Here is a 16795-nt window from a genome sequence, read left to right on the forward strand (position 1 = left end):
TGGGAATATCCCAACTGGGGTGCATAGCAGAAAACGAACCATAAACTACGGGTGACGGGCTACAAAGCCACGAATAACCAAGATATCAGCCCTATTCAAACGGCTTGCGGAATGTACATCCGGATTTCCATTCGGAACAACCGTAAGCCGTTTTCCCCTTGATAACAGTACCTTTTCCGCAAAGCGGACAAGTCTGACCGACGAAATCGTCAGCTTGTACGGAAGCCTCCGTACTTGAAGTTGCCACAGTGCCCGAAGCCTGCTCCGTCTTTTTGCCTGCGGCGGCAGACTTTCTCGGTGCTCTTTTCTTCGGCTCCTTTTTCGGTTTATCGGCAGCCTCTGCCTTGGCAGAAGCCTTACTGCTCTTTTCGGGAGCAGGCGCTTGGATGGTGATGTGGCGGTTGCTGTTATCAGAAAGTACACTCATCACGACCTCCGATACCATCTGTTTCAGTTCTTCCAAGAATTGTCCGGCATTGTAAGTCCGTTTTTCAATCTCACGCAGTTTCTTTTCCCAAATACCAGTCAGTTCCGCCGATTTCAACAGCTCCTCATGGATAATCTGTATCAGCTCCACACCGGTAGGAGTGGCTATCAGATTCTTCTTTTCCTTGCGGATATAGTTCCGCTTGAACAGTGTCTCGATGATGGCTGCACGGGTAGACGGACGACCGATGCCGTTTTCCTTCAGCGCATCACGCAGCTCGTCGTTATCCACCAGCTTGCCCGCTGTCTCCATAGCACGCAGCAGGGTGGCTTCCGTATAAGGCCGGGGCGGCTGCGTCCACTTCTCATACAAATCGGGGACATGCGGCCCGCTTTCTCCTTTCACAAAAGCCGGAAGCACACCCTCCTCTTCTCCCTTCTCCTCTCTCTCCTCCTGCGATTGTGCCGAGGGAGTGCCGAAAATAACACGCCAACCCGGTTCCAGAATCTGCTTGCCGGTGGCCTTGAACTCGATGCTTTCTACCTCGCCAAATACGGTGGTAGTGGCAAACTTACAATCGGGGTAGAATACAGCAATGAAACGGCGTGCTATCAAATCGAATACACGACGCTCCATATCCGTCAGATTCTGCGGATGCTGGCCGGTAGGAATAATGGCATGGTGATCTGTCACCTTGGAGTTATCGAAAACCTTTTTGGATTTCAACAATGCAGTTCCTGCCAAAGGGGCTGTAAATGTCTCGTAATCGCGCAGACCTTTCAAAATTCCGGGGCATTTGGGATAGATATCATCACTCAAATAGGTAGTGTCTACACGTGGATAGGTAGCCACTTTCTTCTCATACAAGGACTGGATAATTTTCAGCGTTTCATCAGCGGAATAGGCAAATTTCTTGTTACATTCCACTTGCAAAGAAGTCAAGTCAAACAAGCGGAGCGGTGCCTCCCTCCCCTCCTTCTTGGTGACACTTGTCACTGTAAAAGGAGAATTCTTAATCTGCGCCAGCAAAGCAAGCCCACGCTCGTGGTCGGTAATGGGGTCGATACCTCGATTCTCTTCTTCTTTTTTAGGTTTCTTGCCGGCAGCTATGGCCTCTTTCTGCTTCTCGGCTTCCAGTACCAGCTCCTCCTCGCTTTTCCGGATAATGGCAGAGAAAGTAGTATCTCGATAGACGGTTTTCAGCTCCCAGTATTGCTTGGGAACAAAATGCTGTATTTCCAACTGACGGTTTACAATCAGTGCCAGTGTCGGCGTCTGCACACGGCCGATAGAAAGTACTTGTCGGTTCTGCCCATACTTCATGGTGTAGAGGCGGGTGGCATTCATCCCCAGCAACCAGTCGCCAATGGCACGAGAGAGTCCGGCTTCGTACAAAGGCTGGAAATCCGACGCATCGCGCAGCTTGGCAAAGCCCTCGCGGATAGCCTCTTCCGTCAATGAAGAAATCCAAAGGCGTTTCACCGGGCAACGCGCCCCAGCCTTCTGCATCACCCAGCGCTGTATCAATTCTCCCTCCTGCCCGGCATCACCGCAGTTTATTATCATATCGGCATGTTGCATAAGGTTCTCTATCGTATGGAACTGGCGTTCGTATGTGGGATTGCTAATCAGCTTAATGCCGAAACGGGGAGGTATCATGGGCAGACTTCCCAAACTCCATGACTTCCAATTAGGGGTATATTCATGCGGCTCCTTCAACGTACAAAGATGACCGAATGTCCAGGTCACCTGGTATCCGTTTCCTTCGATGTATCCGTCTTTCTTTTCTCTCGCTCCCAGTACATCAGCTATGTCACGCGCCACAGAGGGCTTTTCGGCAATACAAACTATCATTTATTTCATCTTTTAAGGAGGCAAAGATAGTGCAAACAAGCTGAAAAAAGAAAATTTGCACAGAATTGATGGTCAAATAAACAATCTGCACCCGCACAATGAGTAGAAACCATCCTGAAGAATCTTTCAAGCAACAGCTATCTGGCAACCAAAGGAAGCAATCAGGGATTTGTACTGATGCACTCCACCGGCTCACTGCCCCACGGTTCGGAGATAGACGTACCACTAAACTATGCAGACTATTATTATCTCGAAGCTTTGCAAAGATACCAAAACTTAAATAAGTAATCAGATTGTTTGGCAGGGATGAATCCGTTACCAATGCTTGATGCGGAGGTAGCGGATTTTTTTGTTTCATAAAAAAAAGGGGAAGAAACGAAAGATACGGACATAAAAAAAGGAGTACCGCTGTACTCCAACCTTTGTTAACCTTAAATCTAATACTATGAAAAACACATTGCAAAGATACGGACTTCTGATAAATCTGCAAATTATCCAAGAGAAAAGACATGTTTTATAACACAGATTAAGAAAAAAGGACGGATATGCAAACGCACACCGTCCTTTTTTAACATTTAACATGTCGGATTATTCTTCATCCAACAAGATTTCCAATATCTGGCAAGCAGCCTTGGCAACCGGAGTGCCGGGGCCGAAGATGGCAGCTACGCCTGCCTTGTAAAGGAAGTCATAGTCTTGTGCGGGGATTACACCACCGGCAATCACTACGATGTCCTCACGTCCCAACTTCTTGAGTTCTTCGATAATCTGCGGAACCAATGTCTTGTGTCCGGCAGCCAATGAAGAAACTCCCACTACATGAACGTCGTTCTCGACCGCTTCGCGGGCAGCCTCGGCAGGTGTCTGGAACAAAGGTCCCATATCCACGTCGAAGCCACAGTCGGCATAACCGGTTGCAACAACCTTGGCACCGCGGTCGTGACCGTCCTGCCCCATCTTGGCTACCATGATACGAGGCTGACGTCCCTCTTTCTTGGCAAACTTCTCCGCCAATTCACAAGCACGGTGGAAGTCGCTGTCATTCTTACTTTCTGATGAATACACGCCTGATATAGTTCTGATTACTGCTTTATAACGTCCTACAATCTTTTCGCACGCGTAAGAGATTTCTCCCAAAGTGGCACGCACGCGAGCCGCCTCTACTGCCAGCTCCAGCAAGTTCCCCTCTTTCGTTTCCACACACTTCGTGATGGCCTCCAAAGCCTTCTGCACTGCTGCCTCGTCACGTCCCTCCTTCAAAGTCTTCAAGTTGGCAATCTGCTCCTGGCGAACAGCCGTATTGTCGATTTCAAGAATATCAATCGGAGCTTCTTTCTCCAGACGATACTTGTTCACGCCGACAATGGTCTGCGAACCGCTGTCGATACGGGCTTGCGTACGTGCAGCAGCCTCTTCGATACGCATCTTGGGAATACCGGTTTCGATGGCTTTTGCCATACCGCCCAGCTTCTCTACCTCCTGAATCAGCTCCCAAGCCTTGTGAGCCAGCTCATTAGTCAGACTCTCCACATAATAAGAACCTCCCCATGGGTCTACATTCTTGCAAATGTAAGTTTCTTCCTGAATATAAATCTGCGTATTACGTGCAATACGTGCAGAGAAATCCGTCGGCAAAGCAATAGCCTCGTCAAGAGCGTTGGTATGCAATGACTGGGTATGTCCCAATGCAGCAGCCATCGCCTCGATACAAGTACGGCCCACATTGTTGAACGGGTCTTGCTCTGTCAATGACCAACCGGAAGTCTGGGAGTGCGTACGCAAAGCCAGCGACTTCGGATTCTTCGGGTTGAACTGCTTCACAATTTTTGCCCACAACATACGCGCGGCACGCATCTTGGCAATTTCCATGAAATGGTTCGTCCCGATGGCCCAGAAGAAAGAGAGACGCGGTGCGAAGGCATCGATGTCAATGCCTGCGGCAACACCGGCACGGAGATATTCCAGACCGTCAGCCAACGTATAAGCCAATTCAATATCCGCCGTAGCACCGGCTTCCTGCATGTGATAACCGGAGATGGAAATAGAATTGAACTTAGGCATCTTCCGGGAAGTATATTCAAAGATGTCGGAGATAATCTTCATAGAGAATGCAGGCGGATAAATATAGGTATTACGCACCATGAATTCCTTCAAGATATCGTTTTGGATAGTACCTGCCATTTCCTCCAGCTTGGCACCTTGCTCCAGACCTGCATTGATATAGAATGCCATGACGGGAAGCACAGCACCGTTCATAGTCATAGATACAGACATCTTGTTCAAAGGAATACCGTCGAACAACACCTTCATGTTTTCCAGTGAGCAGATGGATACACCCGCCTTGCCGACATCACCCACTACGCGTTCGTGGTCGGGGTCGTAACCACGGTGAGTGGCCAGGTCGAAAGCCACGGACAAACCTTTCTGTCCGGATGCCAGATTACGGCGGTAGAAGGCATTTGATTCTTCGGCTGTGGAAAAACCAGCATACTGACGGATGGTCCAGGGACGCAACGTATACATCACAGAGTACGGGCCGCGTAAATAAGGAGGAAGTCCGGCTGCATAGTCAAGATGCTCCATCCCTTCGAGGTCTTCTTTTGTATAAACAGGCTTCACTTCAATGTGTTCCGGCGTTTTCCAATCAGCGTGGATGCCGTTAGCCTTTTGCCACTCAGCACCGTTGACGGGCTGGAAAGCGGCATATATATCTAAGTTTTTAAAATCTTTTCTCATCTTACTTCAAAAGTTTAGCGTTGTATTCCTTTAATGTTTCCAGCACGTTGACACGGACATGGATAAAGTTCTCGATACCGGCAGCCTTCAGGTCGTCCATGCAGGCAGGAGCACCGGCTACGATAAACATGGCACGACCGTTCAGAGCCTTGAAGGCAGGAACAGCATATTCCGCATATTCATCATCACTGGAGCACAATACCACAATATCCGCCTTGGCAGACATAGCAGCTTCCATACCTTCTTCTACAGTAGAGAAGCCGAGATTGTCCACAACTTCATATCCCGCACAGGCCAGGAAGTTGCAAGAATACTGTGCACGTGCCTGACGCATGGCCAGATTGCCGATAGTCAGCATAAACGCTTTCGGACGTTTGCCGGAAGCCTCCGTTTCAAGACGCAACGCTTCAAATTCACTGGCAGCACGGTCAAAGTTCAGTGTCGGAACATCTTTTTCGCACGTATGTCCGCCGCCGCAACAGCAAGTAGCCTCAACCGGTTTCTTATCTCCGGCCTTTTCAGTGAAATTAGGGAACTGGTTAGTACCCAACAGCACTTCCTTGCGCTTGGCAACTGCGGCATGACGCGCCTTGTTGCTCTCGTTTACGGCAGCCTGCACTTTTCCGGCTTTTACAGAAGCATAGAAACCACCGTCTTCTTCTACAGCGAGGAAGAGTTCCCAGGCTTGCTTGGCAATAGAGACGGTCAGGTTCTCGATATAATAGGAACCTGCAGCCGGGTCAATAACCTTATCGAAGTGCGATTCTTCTTTCAGCAACAATTGTTGGTTACGCGCCATACGCTCAGAGAACTCATTAGGAGCATCATATGCCTTGTCGAACGGAGTAACCGTCATCGAGTCAACGCCGGCAAGGGCTGCACTCATCGCCTCAGTCTGCGTACGCAACAAGTTTACGTGTGCGTCAAACAGAGTCAGGTTGAATGAAGAAGTTTCCGCATGAATCTTCATCTTGGCAGCACAGCGGCATTCGTTTTTCTCGCCCTTATTTTCACAGTCACGCAGACATTCAGGGCTGTAGGAAGCTACAATATTCGCCCACAGCATACGCGCAGCGCGGAATTTGGCTATTTCAAGGAAGTAATTGGAGCTGATACCGAAATTGAACTTAATCTTCTTGGCTACCATTGCGGCAGGCAGGCCGGCATCGACCAACTGATTCATATATTCATTACCCCAAGCCAAAGCATAGCCCAGTTCCTGGAAGATATAAGAACCTGCATTGTTTAATGTCAATGCATTCACATTCAGTACACGGTATTTCGGCAGGGAAGCGGTAGCCTCGAGCAGCGCCTTGGCCGTTGCCACCATATCACCTTTCTCTTTACCTTTGGCCAGCATCTTGTTGAAGTAGTCATAGTTGATGGAGCCCTGCAACTTCGTCAAGTCATAATCCTTTTTCCGGAAATAAGCGACAAGAAGTTCCGCAAGTTCCACCACATGCCCCTGGCAGGTAGAGAAGTTCAACTCGACACATTCCGCGCAGATATCTTTCAACAAGGTTTCAATATACTCCGCACTCAGTTCCTTGGCCTTTACATGGAAGGAAAGTGAATCCACGCCTTTATTCAAAATGTCCAATGCCTTGACATTAGCCTCTTTGGGGCATTGCACTTTGATTTCCTGACGAACAAGCCATTCATTGTTGTCTTTCTTGGTACCTCTGAGATAAGGGAACTCGCCGGGAAGGGCATCTGTCGTCTTTAAACCTTCGAGATCTTCCATACGGTAGAAAGGTTTCACCTTAAATCCTTCGTTTGTCTTCCAAACGAGCTTCTTCTCGAAATCCGCCCCTTTCAGGTCTGCGGTAACTTTCTCCATCCACTGTTCGGTGGAAACGGGAGAAAAGTCGGAGAAGAGTTTTTCTTTACTGTCTGCCATAGTTTATTTAAAATTAAAATAGATGAATACTATTCATTTTGTCATCAAGAGACTTGCAAATATAAGGAAATACTTAGAACAAAATATTTTTTTAGGGAAAATTGCACTTGCCGGTGACTTTATGCCTATACTGATTTTGAGCATTTGCCGGACGGACACCATACTTTTGCAAAGCTGATATGGCAAAAAGTGCCACAAAGCTTTTGCCACCTCCTTTTTATTAAGTAATTTTGCGCGAATTTTAAACAACGACATATTAATAGGTACAATGAATTGGTTAGAAAGTTTGCTATGGGACCCTTCATCTGTCGCTCACATCGTTTGTTTGTATGCATTCGTAATATCTGTGGGCGTATTGCTGGGTAAGATTAAAATTTTCGGGGTATCGTTGGGAGTTACATTTGTTCTCTTCGCAGGTATCTTGATGGGGCATTTTGGTTTCACGGGCGAAACACACATCCTGCATTTCATCCGCGAGTTTGGTTTGATTCTGTTTGTATTCTGCATCGGCTTGCAGGTCGGTCCATCCTTTTTCTCCTCCTTCAAGAAGGGAGGTATGCGGCTCAACGCACTGGCCGTAGGCATCGTCCTGCTGAACATTACTGTGGCATTGAGCATCTACTTCCTTGACGGCAGCATCGACCTGCCCATGATGGTCGGCATCCTCTACGGTGCCGTGACCAACACTCCCGGACTCGGTGCCGCCAACGAAGCGCTGAATCAGCTTCACTACACGGGCGACCCTATTGCGCTGGGTTATGCCTGCGCCTACCCCCTCGGTGTAGTAGGCATCATCGGCTCCATCATCGCCATCCGCTACATTTGCCGGGTCAACCTCAAGAAAGACGAAGAGGAGCTCAGCAGTCAGGAAGCCGACAATAAGCACCAGCCACACATCATGAGCCTCGAAGTCCGCAACGAGTCCATCTCCGGAAAGACGCTTATCCAGGTAAAGGAATTCCTCGGACGTGCTTTTGTCTGCTCACGCATACGCCACGAAGGCCACGTCAGCATTCCCGACCACAAGACCATCTTCCATACGGGCGACCAAATCTTCATCGTCTGCTCCGAAGAAGACGCCGAAGCTGTAAAAGCTTTCATCGGCAAGGAAATACAAATGGACTGGGAAAAGCAAGACACCCCGATGGTATCGCGCCGCATCCTGGTAACGAAATCGGAAATCAACGGCAAGAAGCTGGGCGACATGCACTTCCGCAGCATGTATGGCGTAAACATCACCCGTATCAACCGCTCGGGTATGGACCTCTTTGCCGATCCTAATCTGGTGCTGCAAGTGGGCGACCGCGTGATGGTAGTAGGCCAGCAGGATGCCGTAGAGCGTGTAGCACGCGTGCTGGGCAACCAGTTGAAACGTTTGGATACTCCGAATATTGTAACTATTTTCGTGGGAATCTTCTTGGGAATCTTGCTGGGTAGCCTGCCTATCGCATTCCCGGGTATGCCGACACCGGTAAAACTGGGTCTGGCAGGTGGACCGCTGGTAGTAGCCATTCTCATCGGCCGTTTCGGCCACAAAATGCATCTTGTGACGTACACCACCATGAGTGCCAACTTGATGTTGCGCGAAATCGGTATCGTGCTTTTCCTTGCCAGTGTCGGCATAGAGGCCGGTGAGCATTTTGTGCAGACGGTAGTGGAAGGCAACGGATTGCTATACGTAGGCTACGGATTCTTGATAACCGTCATTCCTTTGTTGGTAATCGGCATGATAGCCCGTTTCTACTGCAAGGTGAACTATTTTACTTTGATGGGATTGATTGCAGGTAGCAATACAGACCCTCCCGCACTGGCTTACTCCAACCAGACGGCAGGCAACGACGCTCCGGCAGTGGGCTACTCTACGGTATATCCGTTGACCATGTTCCTGCGTATTCTGGCAGGGCAGATGATATTGCTGACAATGATGTGATGACACCCATTCACTGAAGAACAAGAAAGGCTGCGCAATGTTGGTTTAAACCCGACTGCGCAGCCTTTTATCTTTCATCTCTCTCCGGAGATTCCTAAAGTCTCAGCTTCTTCTTGACGAACTCTTCTATAAAGTCCACTGTAGCATCAATACCCAATACGGAAGAATCGACACACAAGTGGTATGTTTCGGCAGCCCCCCATTTCTTGTAGCTATAATAATTATAGTATTCGGCACGCTTCTTATCCGCTTTGTTCATCATTTCTTCCGCTTCATGTTCAGAAATGGAATGAATCTGGCAGAGGCGTTTGACGCGCTCCTCATTGGAGCAGGAAATAAAAACATTGACACAGCGTGGATTGTCCCGCAGAATATAGTCGGCACAACGCCCCACAAACAGGCAGGACTTCTCCTCCGCCAACCTGCGTATCACATCGCTTTGCACTTTGAACAGAGCATCATTGCTCAGGCAATTCGTGACCGGGATAGCCCCGTCGCTGACAAAAGGGAAACGCATGCCGAAGAGTCCTCCGATAATGCCTTGCGAGGCTTTCTCATCAGCTTTTTCAAAAAACTCACAACACAGTCCACTCTCCTCGGAAGCCAGCCTGATCAGCTCCTTGTCATAAAAATCAATACCCAGACAGGCAGCCAGCTTCTCGCCTATTTCCCGTCCGCCACTACCAAGCTGACGGCCTATATTGACTATAAAATTATTATCCATACACTTGTTCATCTATTGGTTTGCCGATAGCAAATATAAATATTCTTACGGAATATCTGCAGAAAGCATAAGAAAATTTCATATCAACGTGCCGCAGCCGCCTTAAACTTGCGGAATTGGCAAACCAGCATCACCAGCGCTATCAAACTTGCCAGCAAGTCGGAAACCGGCATACTATACCACACCCCTGCCACTCCGAAGAATCGAGGCAGAATGAGCAGGCAAGGAAGCAGAATCAGCATCTGCCGGGTAAGGGAAAGGAATATCGCCTTACCCGCCATGCCTATGCTCTGGAAAAAGTTGGAAGTCACCATCTGGAAACCGATAATGGGAAAGAACATGACCGTAATACGCAATCCCGCAGCCGAAAGTTCCGTCAGTTCCGCATCCGATGTAAAGATGCTCACCACAAGGTCCGGAAGCAGCATGCCTACCAGAAAGCCGAAAGTGGTCACCGCCGTGGCATAGACTATGGTCAGTTTCAGCACCTTGTTCACCCGTCCATACAGCTTCGCCCCGAAATTATATCCGGCAATGGGCTGCATCCCCTGGTTCAATCCCATCACAATCATCACGACGATGAAGACCAGACGGTTCACTATGCCGAAAGCCCCGATGGCCAAGTCACCGCCATGTTTCTTCAGTCCCTGATTGATGAGAATCACAATGAAGCAGGCAGCCAGGTTCATCAGGAAAGGAGACATGCCGATAGCCAGCGAATCGAATACAATCTTACGTTTCAGACGGAATATCCCCCGATGAAAATGCAACAGTTCATCCTTGTTGCTGAACAGCCTGAACTGCCATGCCAGCGACAGCACCTGTGCCACAATGGTAGCAACGGCAGCCCCCCGGATGCCCCAACCGAAACCATAAATAAATACCGGGTCAAGAACCGTATTGACAACCACCGTAGCAACGGTGGCATACATCGCCTTCTGCGGATGTCCGGAAGAGCGCAGCACTGCATTCAGCCCCAGATAGAGGTGCGTAACGGCATTTCCCAAAAGAATAATCTGCATATAATCCCTGGCATAGCCTATCGTCTGGTCACTGCCTCCGAAGAAATAGAGAATCGAATCGAGAAAGAGCATGACAATGACAGTGAAGGCCACTCCCAGCACCACGTTCAGAACAAAAACATTGCCCAGCACACGCTGTGCCGTGTCATAATCCTTCTGCCCCAGTTTGACGGAAATCAGTGTGGAAGCCCCCACACCCACCAGCGAGCCGAAAGCCGCAGCCAGATTCATCAGCGGGAAAGTCAGCGCCAATCCCGAAATAGCCATCGTGCCCACTCCGTGGCCGATGAAGATGCTGTCTACCATATTATACAAAGAAGATGCGGTCATTGCGATGATTGCCGGAACGGCATATTGCATCAAGAGTTTTCCTATACTTTCCGTTCCCAGCGCCGTGGGAGTCTTTTGTCCTGCCATATACTATACCTATTTACTTTTTACAGAGCACAAAAGTACTCAATTTTCGGAAAGCGAGCAAGCAATCGGCCAACCATTAGTGAAGAGGCAATTGAAAGCCGGACAAGTCCTTTGCTCATATAGGAGGAAAAGAGGCAAGCCCCTTATCACAAAGTATATCTTCAGCCTGAAGATTTACATATTCAACCTTAAGATATAAATCTGCAACTTAAAGATGTAAATATCCAGCCTGAAGATAAAGTTTAAAACCGGGCCGAAACATCCCTGCAAGCAGACTGAACCTGCCTCATCCCTTATATCATACCGCCTCACAGCAAATACCCGACACGCCAAGGCATGACTCTTTCATTCAAGGGAGCCGGAATTGCTATAACCCCAACAATACCAGTGGCTTTTAACTCCCGAGCACGAAAGACGACAACTACTTCCAGCCCCCTTTAACTCCCTTAAATGAAAGAACCGCGACGGCGCAGAGTGCTTTATTTAATAAAAAGATTCGCTATCTGAAAAATGTTTCGTATTTTTGTACCCAAATTGAGTGAAATATAGCGAAATGAACGTATTAGAACTAAGTGAACAGGAAATCATTCGTCGCAACAGCATGAATGAACTTCGCGCGATGGGCATCGAGCCTTATCCCGCAGCAGAGTATGTAACAAATGCTTTCTCTACCGATATTAAAACTGAATTCAAAGACGATGCAGAGCCTCGCCAAGTGTCCGTTGCCGGACGTATCATGAGCCGCCGCATCATGGGCAAAGCATCCTTCATCGAATTGCAGGACTCCAAAGGGCGCATCCAGGTATACATCACCCGCGATGACATCTGTCCGGACGAGAACAAGGAGATGTACAACACCGTGTTCAAACGTTTGCTCGACTTAGGCGACTTTATCGGCATCGAAGGATTCGTATTCCGTACCCAGATGGGCGAAATCAGCATCCATGCCAAGAAGCTGACCGTACTTGCAAAGAGCATCAAGCCCCTGCCTATCGTGAAATATAAGGACGGCGTGGCTTACGACTCTTTCGAAGACCCCGAACTCCGCTACCGCCAGCGCTATGTAGACCTTATCGTGAACGACGGTGTAAAAGAAAAATTCCTGAAGCGTGCCGCTGTCATCAAGACCATGCGTGCCGTACTGGACGAAGCCGGCTACACGGAAGTGGAGACCCCGATTCTTCAATCTATCCCCGGTGGAGCAAGCGCCCGCCCCTTCATCACCCACCACAACTCACTGGACATGGACCTCTACCTGCGCATCGCTACCGAACTGTATCTGAAGCGACTGATTGTGGGCGGATTCGAAGGCGTATACGAAATAGGCAAGAACTTCCGTAACGAGGGTATGGACAAGAACCACAACCCGGAATTCACCTGCATGGAACTGTACGTACAGTACAAGGACTATAACTGGATGATGAGCTTTACGGAGAAATTGCTGGAACGTATCTGCATCGCCGTGAACGGATGTACAGAGACCGAAATAGACGGCAAGACCATCAGCTTCAAAGCCCCTTACCGCCGTCTGCCCATTCTGGAAGCCATCAAGGAAAAAACCGGCCATGACCTGGAAGGCAAGAGCGAGGACGAAATCCGCCAGGTGTGCAAGGAACTGAACATGGAGATTGACGACACCATGGGCAAGGGTAAGCTGATTGATGAAATCTTCGGCGAATTCTGCGAAGGAACTTTCATACAGCCCACCTTCATCACCGACTATCCCGTAGAGATGAGTCCGCTGACCAAGATGCACCGCAGCAAACCGGGGCTGACCGAACGCTTCGAACTGATGGTGAACGGCAAGGAACTTGCCAATGCCTACAGCGAGCTGAATGACCCGATAGACCAGGAAGAACGTTTCAAAGACCAGTTGCGCTTAAGTGAAAAGGGAGACGACGAGGCCATGTTCATCGACCAGGATTTCCTGAAAGCATTGCAATACGGTATGCCTCCCACGTCGGGCATCGGTATCGGTATCGACCGCCTGACGATGTTGATGACGGGTGAATCATTCATCCAGGAAGTGCTTTTCTTCCCGCAGATGCGTCCGGAGAAAGTTACCCCCAAAGACGCTCCCGCACGATACACAGAACTGGGTATACCCGAAGATTGGGTGGCTGTGATTCAGAAGGCCGGCTACAACCAGGTGAGCGACATGAAAGATGTGAATCCGCAAAAACTCCACATGGACATCTGCGGCATCAACAAGAAATATAAATTGGAATTGACAAACCCGACCGTAAACGAAGTTGCTGACTGGGTCGGAAGAATTAAGAATTAAAAATTAAAGAATTAAATAGGCAAAATTAAAGATAGGAGGAAGGTGAAGGCACTAACTTCACCCCCTTTTAATTTTTAGTTTTTAATTATTAATTTCGATATGAAACTACCCGGTAAGATAGCCATCATGGGCGGAGGAAGTTGGGCTACAGCCATTGCAAAAATGGTTCTGTCGCAAGCAGAGTCGATAAACTGGTATATGCGGCGAGACGACCGTATCGCCGACTTCAAACGACTTGGCCATAACCCTGCCTACCTGACGGGCGTCAAATTTGATACCAAGCGCATCAACTTCAACTCCAACATCAATGATGTCGTGAAAGAATCCGATACGCTCATCTTCGTTACACCTTCCCCTTATCTGAAGGCTCATCTGAAGAAGCTGAAGACCAAGATTAAGGATAAATTCATCATCACCGCCATCAAAGGCATCGTACCCGATGACAACATGATTGTATCGGAGTATTTCACTAAGGAATATGGCGTCCCGGCTGAGAATATCGCAGTATTGGCAGGTCCCTGCCATGCGGAAGAAGTGGCTCTGGAACGCCTTTCTTATTTGACCATTGCCTGTCCCGACACCGACAAGGCCTACACCATTGCCCGCAAACTGGCCAGTTCATTCATCAAGACATCCGTCAGCAACGATGTTGCCGGCATTGAATACAGTTCGGTACTGAAGAATGTATATGCCATTGCAGCCGGTATCTGCAGTGGCCTGAAATATGGAGACAACTTTCAGGCCGTACTCATGTCCAATGCCGTACAAGAAATGAACAGATTCCTGCAAACGGTACATCCGTTGAACAGAAACGTGAATGATTCCGTTTATTTAGGCGACCTGCTGGTGACGGGATATTCCAATTTCAGCCGTAACCGCACATTCGGTACGATGATTGGCAAGGGCTACTCCGTGAAAAGCGCACAGATTGAAATGGAAATGATTGCTGAGGGATATTACGGTACAAAATGCATCAAGGAAATCAACAAGCATTATCATGTCAACATGCCTATTGTAGATGCAGTATACAACATTCTGTATGAGCGTATCTCGCCGACAATTGAAATCAAGCTGCTTACCGACTCATTCCGGTAAGTGCGAAAAAAAAAATTAAACGAAATACTGAATTTAAAACCTAGAATATTATGATTAGTTTGAACATTGAAAAGACTCTTGGATTCATCTCCAAAGAAAATGTTTTCGCCTATGAAGCCCAAGTAAAGGCTGCACAGGAAGCATTAGAGAATGGTACCGGTAAGGGCAACGACTTCTTGGGCTGGCTGCACCTCCCCTCCTCCATTACTAAAGAGCACCTGGCCGACCTGAAGGCTACCGCACAAACATTGCGTGACAACTGCGAGGTAGTAGTAGTTGCCGGTATTGGCGGAAGTTACCTCGGTGCACGTGCGGTGATAGAGGCTTTGTCAAACAGCTTCACCTGGTTGCAAGACAAGAAAACGGCTCCGGTCATTCTGTATGCAGGACACAATATCGGTGAAGATTATCTATATGAACTTACCGAATACTTGAAAGACAAGAAATTCGGTGTTATCAATATCTCCAAATCCGGTACTACCACCGAAACAGCCCTAGCCTTCCGTCTGCTGAAAAAGCAATGCGAAGACCAACGCGGCAAGGAGATGGCAAAGAAGGTAATCGTTGCCATCACCGATGCCAAGAAAGGTGCTGCCCGCGTGACGGCAGACAACGAAGGCTACAAATCCTTCATCATCCCCGATAACGTAGGCGGACGTTTCTCCGTACTGACTCCGGTAGGCTTGTTGCCCATCGCAATAGCCGGTTTCGACATTGAGAAACTGGTTGCAGGTGCAGTCGGGATGGAAAAGACCTGCGGAAAAGATGTTCCGTTTGCAGAAAACCCCGCTGCCATCTATGCGGCCACGCGTAATGAACTATACAAGAATGGCAAGAAGATTGAAATCCTCGTCAACTACAACCCCAAACTGCACTACGTAAGCGAATGGTGGAAGCAGCTTTACGGTGAATCCGAAGGTAAGGAAAACAAGGGTATCTTCCCTGCTGCCGTAGACTTCTCTACCGACCTGCACTCCATGGGACAATGGATTCAGGAAGGCGAACGTACCATCTACGAAACTGTCATCTCCGTAGAGAAGACACAGCACTCCTTGCAGGTACCTTCGGATGAAGCGAATCTTGACGGACTGAACTTCCTGGCAGGCAAGCACGTGGACGAAGTGAACAAGATGGCCGAATTGGGAACACAGCTTGCCCACGTTGACGGCGGTGTGCCCAACATGCGCATCGTTATCCCTGCGCTGAATGAAGAAAGCATCGGAGGTCTGCTCTACTTCTTTGAAATAGCTTGCGGCATCAGCGGTTATATTCTGGGAGTCAATCCGTTCAACCAACCGGGTGTGGAAGCATACAAGAAGAATATGTTCGCACTGCTGAACAAGCCCGGCTACGAAGAAGAGTCCAAAGCTATCCAGGCAAGACTTTGATAAATCAAGAATAGAGAGTTGAGAATTAAGAAATGGCTTTGCAACAAGCGCAATGAAAAGCTGTTTCTCTATTCTCAACTCTCTATTTATTTACCCCGCATTTCTTAATTGTTAATTTTCAATCCTCAATCTACCAAGTGTTCGAAAACTCTATCGCCCGTTATCTGGAAAAGCACGGGCACTCCAACATCCAATTGAAAGCAGTTCTTTTTGACATGGACGGTGTACTGTTCAACTCCATGCCCTATCATGCCGACGCCTGGCATAAAGTAATGGAACGCCATGGCCTGCACTTGAGCCGTGAAGAGGCATACATGCACGAGGGACGTACCGGAGCCTCCACCATCAACATCGTTTATCAACGCCAGTATGGCAAGGATGCCACTCCCGAGATGATAGAAAGCATCTATGCGGAGAAAAGTGCCGAATTCAGTACCCACCCGGAACCGGAACGTATGCCGGGTGCTTGGGAAGTGCTGCAAAAGGTAAAAGCGGCAGGACTGATTCCGGTACTTGTCACCGGTTCGGGCCAGCACTCCCTGCTGAACCGTCTTGCCCACAACTTCCCCGGAATGTTTCAGCACAATCACATGGTGACCGCCTTTGATGTGAAATACGGGAAGCCTCATCCTGAGCCTTATCTGATGGGACTGGAAAAAGCCGGAGTACAAGCCAACGAAGCTATAGTTGTAGAAAATGCACCTATCGGAGTACAAGCCGGAACAGCTGCCGGCATATTCACTGTGGCGGTCAATACCGGTCCGCTGGACAAGCAGGTATTACTGGATGCCGGAGCAGATTTATTGTTTCCGTCCATGCAGGCGCTTTGTGACAACTGGGAAAGGTTGCAAACCGCATTAGATGCCAGCAATAGCCTCTACCATAAAAATTAATAAGGCTTTTCCCAATTCTTTCCAAATTCTCTTCCTATCTTTACAATGCAGAAAACAAATAAAGTATTTATTTTTAGTAGATGACAAAAATTAAATATATGCTGTTAAACATTTAATTTTCAAGT

10 protein-coding genes and 1 pseudogene are annotated in these 16795 nt (G+C 48.5%); 6 read left to right on the top strand and 5 right to left on the bottom strand.

What is annotated here, in order from left to right; all coding sequences use genetic code 11:
• Nucleotides 1-91: 91 nt before the first annotated feature.
• Entirely contained in the window at nt 92-2281 is a 2190-nt protein-coding gene (locus tag E5355_RS07580; RefSeq protein WP_136009845.1) for a DNA topoisomerase 3, read from the bottom strand.
• Nucleotides 2282-2386: 105 nt separating this feature from the next.
• On the opposite strand from E5355_RS07580, the pseudogene E5355_RS19830 reads away from it, so the two are divergent.
• Nucleotides 2387-2569, top strand: a pseudogene (locus E5355_RS19830) (glucuronyl hydrolase); the annotation flags it as partial.
• Nucleotides 2570-2869: 300 nt separating this feature from the next.
• Here the strand turns inward: E5355_RS19830 and scpA are convergent.
• A complete protein-coding gene (scpA, locus tag E5355_RS07590) occupies nt 2870-5017 on the bottom strand; it encodes a methylmalonyl-CoA mutase (protein WP_136009846.1) in 2148 nt (715 codons plus the stop codon).
• Between the two features lies 1 nt (nt 5018).
• Complete coding sequence (mutA, locus tag E5355_RS07595; protein ID WP_136009847.1) at nt 5019-6917, bottom strand: methylmalonyl-CoA mutase small subunit; 1899 nt, start codon at nt 6915-6917, stop codon at nt 5019-5021.
• A gap of 268 nt (nt 6918-7185) precedes the next feature.
• Here mutA and E5355_RS07600 point away from each other — a divergent pair, with 268 nt between their 5' ends.
• Nucleotides 7186-8847, top strand: coding sequence for a putative transporter (locus tag E5355_RS07600; RefSeq protein ID WP_136009848.1), 1662 nt, complete (start codon nt 7186-7188; stop codon nt 8845-8847).
• Between the two features lie 94 nt (nt 8848-8941).
• Here E5355_RS07600 and E5355_RS07605 read toward each other — a convergent pair whose 3' ends face one another.
• Nucleotides 8942-9571, bottom strand: coding sequence for an AAA family ATPase (locus E5355_RS07605; RefSeq protein ID WP_136009849.1), 630 nt, complete (start codon nt 9569-9571; stop codon nt 8942-8944).
• An 83-nt stretch (nt 9572-9654) separates the two neighbouring features.
• Nucleotides 9655-11010: an MATE family efflux transporter gene (locus E5355_RS07610; RefSeq protein WP_136009850.1), complete on the bottom strand. Its 1356-nt coding sequence runs from the start codon at nt 11008-11010 to the stop codon at nt 9655-9657.
• A gap of 553 nt (nt 11011-11563) precedes the next feature.
• Between E5355_RS07610 and lysS the strand changes: the two genes are divergently transcribed.
• The 4 genes from lysS to E5355_RS07630 all read left to right on the top strand — a co-directional run bounded on the left by lysS (nt 11564) and on the right by E5355_RS07630 (nt 16670).
• Nucleotides 11564-13294 (top strand): lysine--tRNA ligase, encoded by a 1731-nt coding sequence (lysS, locus tag E5355_RS07615; protein ID WP_136009851.1) that lies wholly within the window; start codon nt 11564-11566, stop codon nt 13292-13294.
• A gap of 99 nt (nt 13295-13393) precedes the next feature.
• Nucleotides 13394-14389 (top strand): NAD(P)H-dependent glycerol-3-phosphate dehydrogenase, encoded by a 996-nt coding sequence (locus E5355_RS07620; protein WP_136009852.1) that lies wholly within the window; start codon nt 13394-13396, stop codon nt 14387-14389.
• 50 nt (nt 14390-14439) lie between these two features.
• Nucleotides 14440-15777: a glucose-6-phosphate isomerase gene (locus E5355_RS07625; protein WP_136009853.1), complete on the top strand. Its 1338-nt coding sequence runs from the start codon at nt 14440-14442 to the stop codon at nt 15775-15777.
• A gap of 137 nt (nt 15778-15914) precedes the next feature.
• Nucleotides 15915-16670, top strand: coding sequence for an HAD family hydrolase (locus E5355_RS07630; protein ID WP_136009854.1), 756 nt, complete (start codon nt 15915-15917; stop codon nt 16668-16670).
• Nucleotides 16671-16795: the final 125 nt, after the last annotated feature.

It is taken from the genome of Bacteroides muris (ex Afrizal et al. 2022) (genome assembly GCF_004793475.1).
Classification (GTDB): Bacteria; Bacteroidota; Bacteroidia; order Bacteroidales; family Bacteroidaceae; genus Bacteroides; species Bacteroides muris.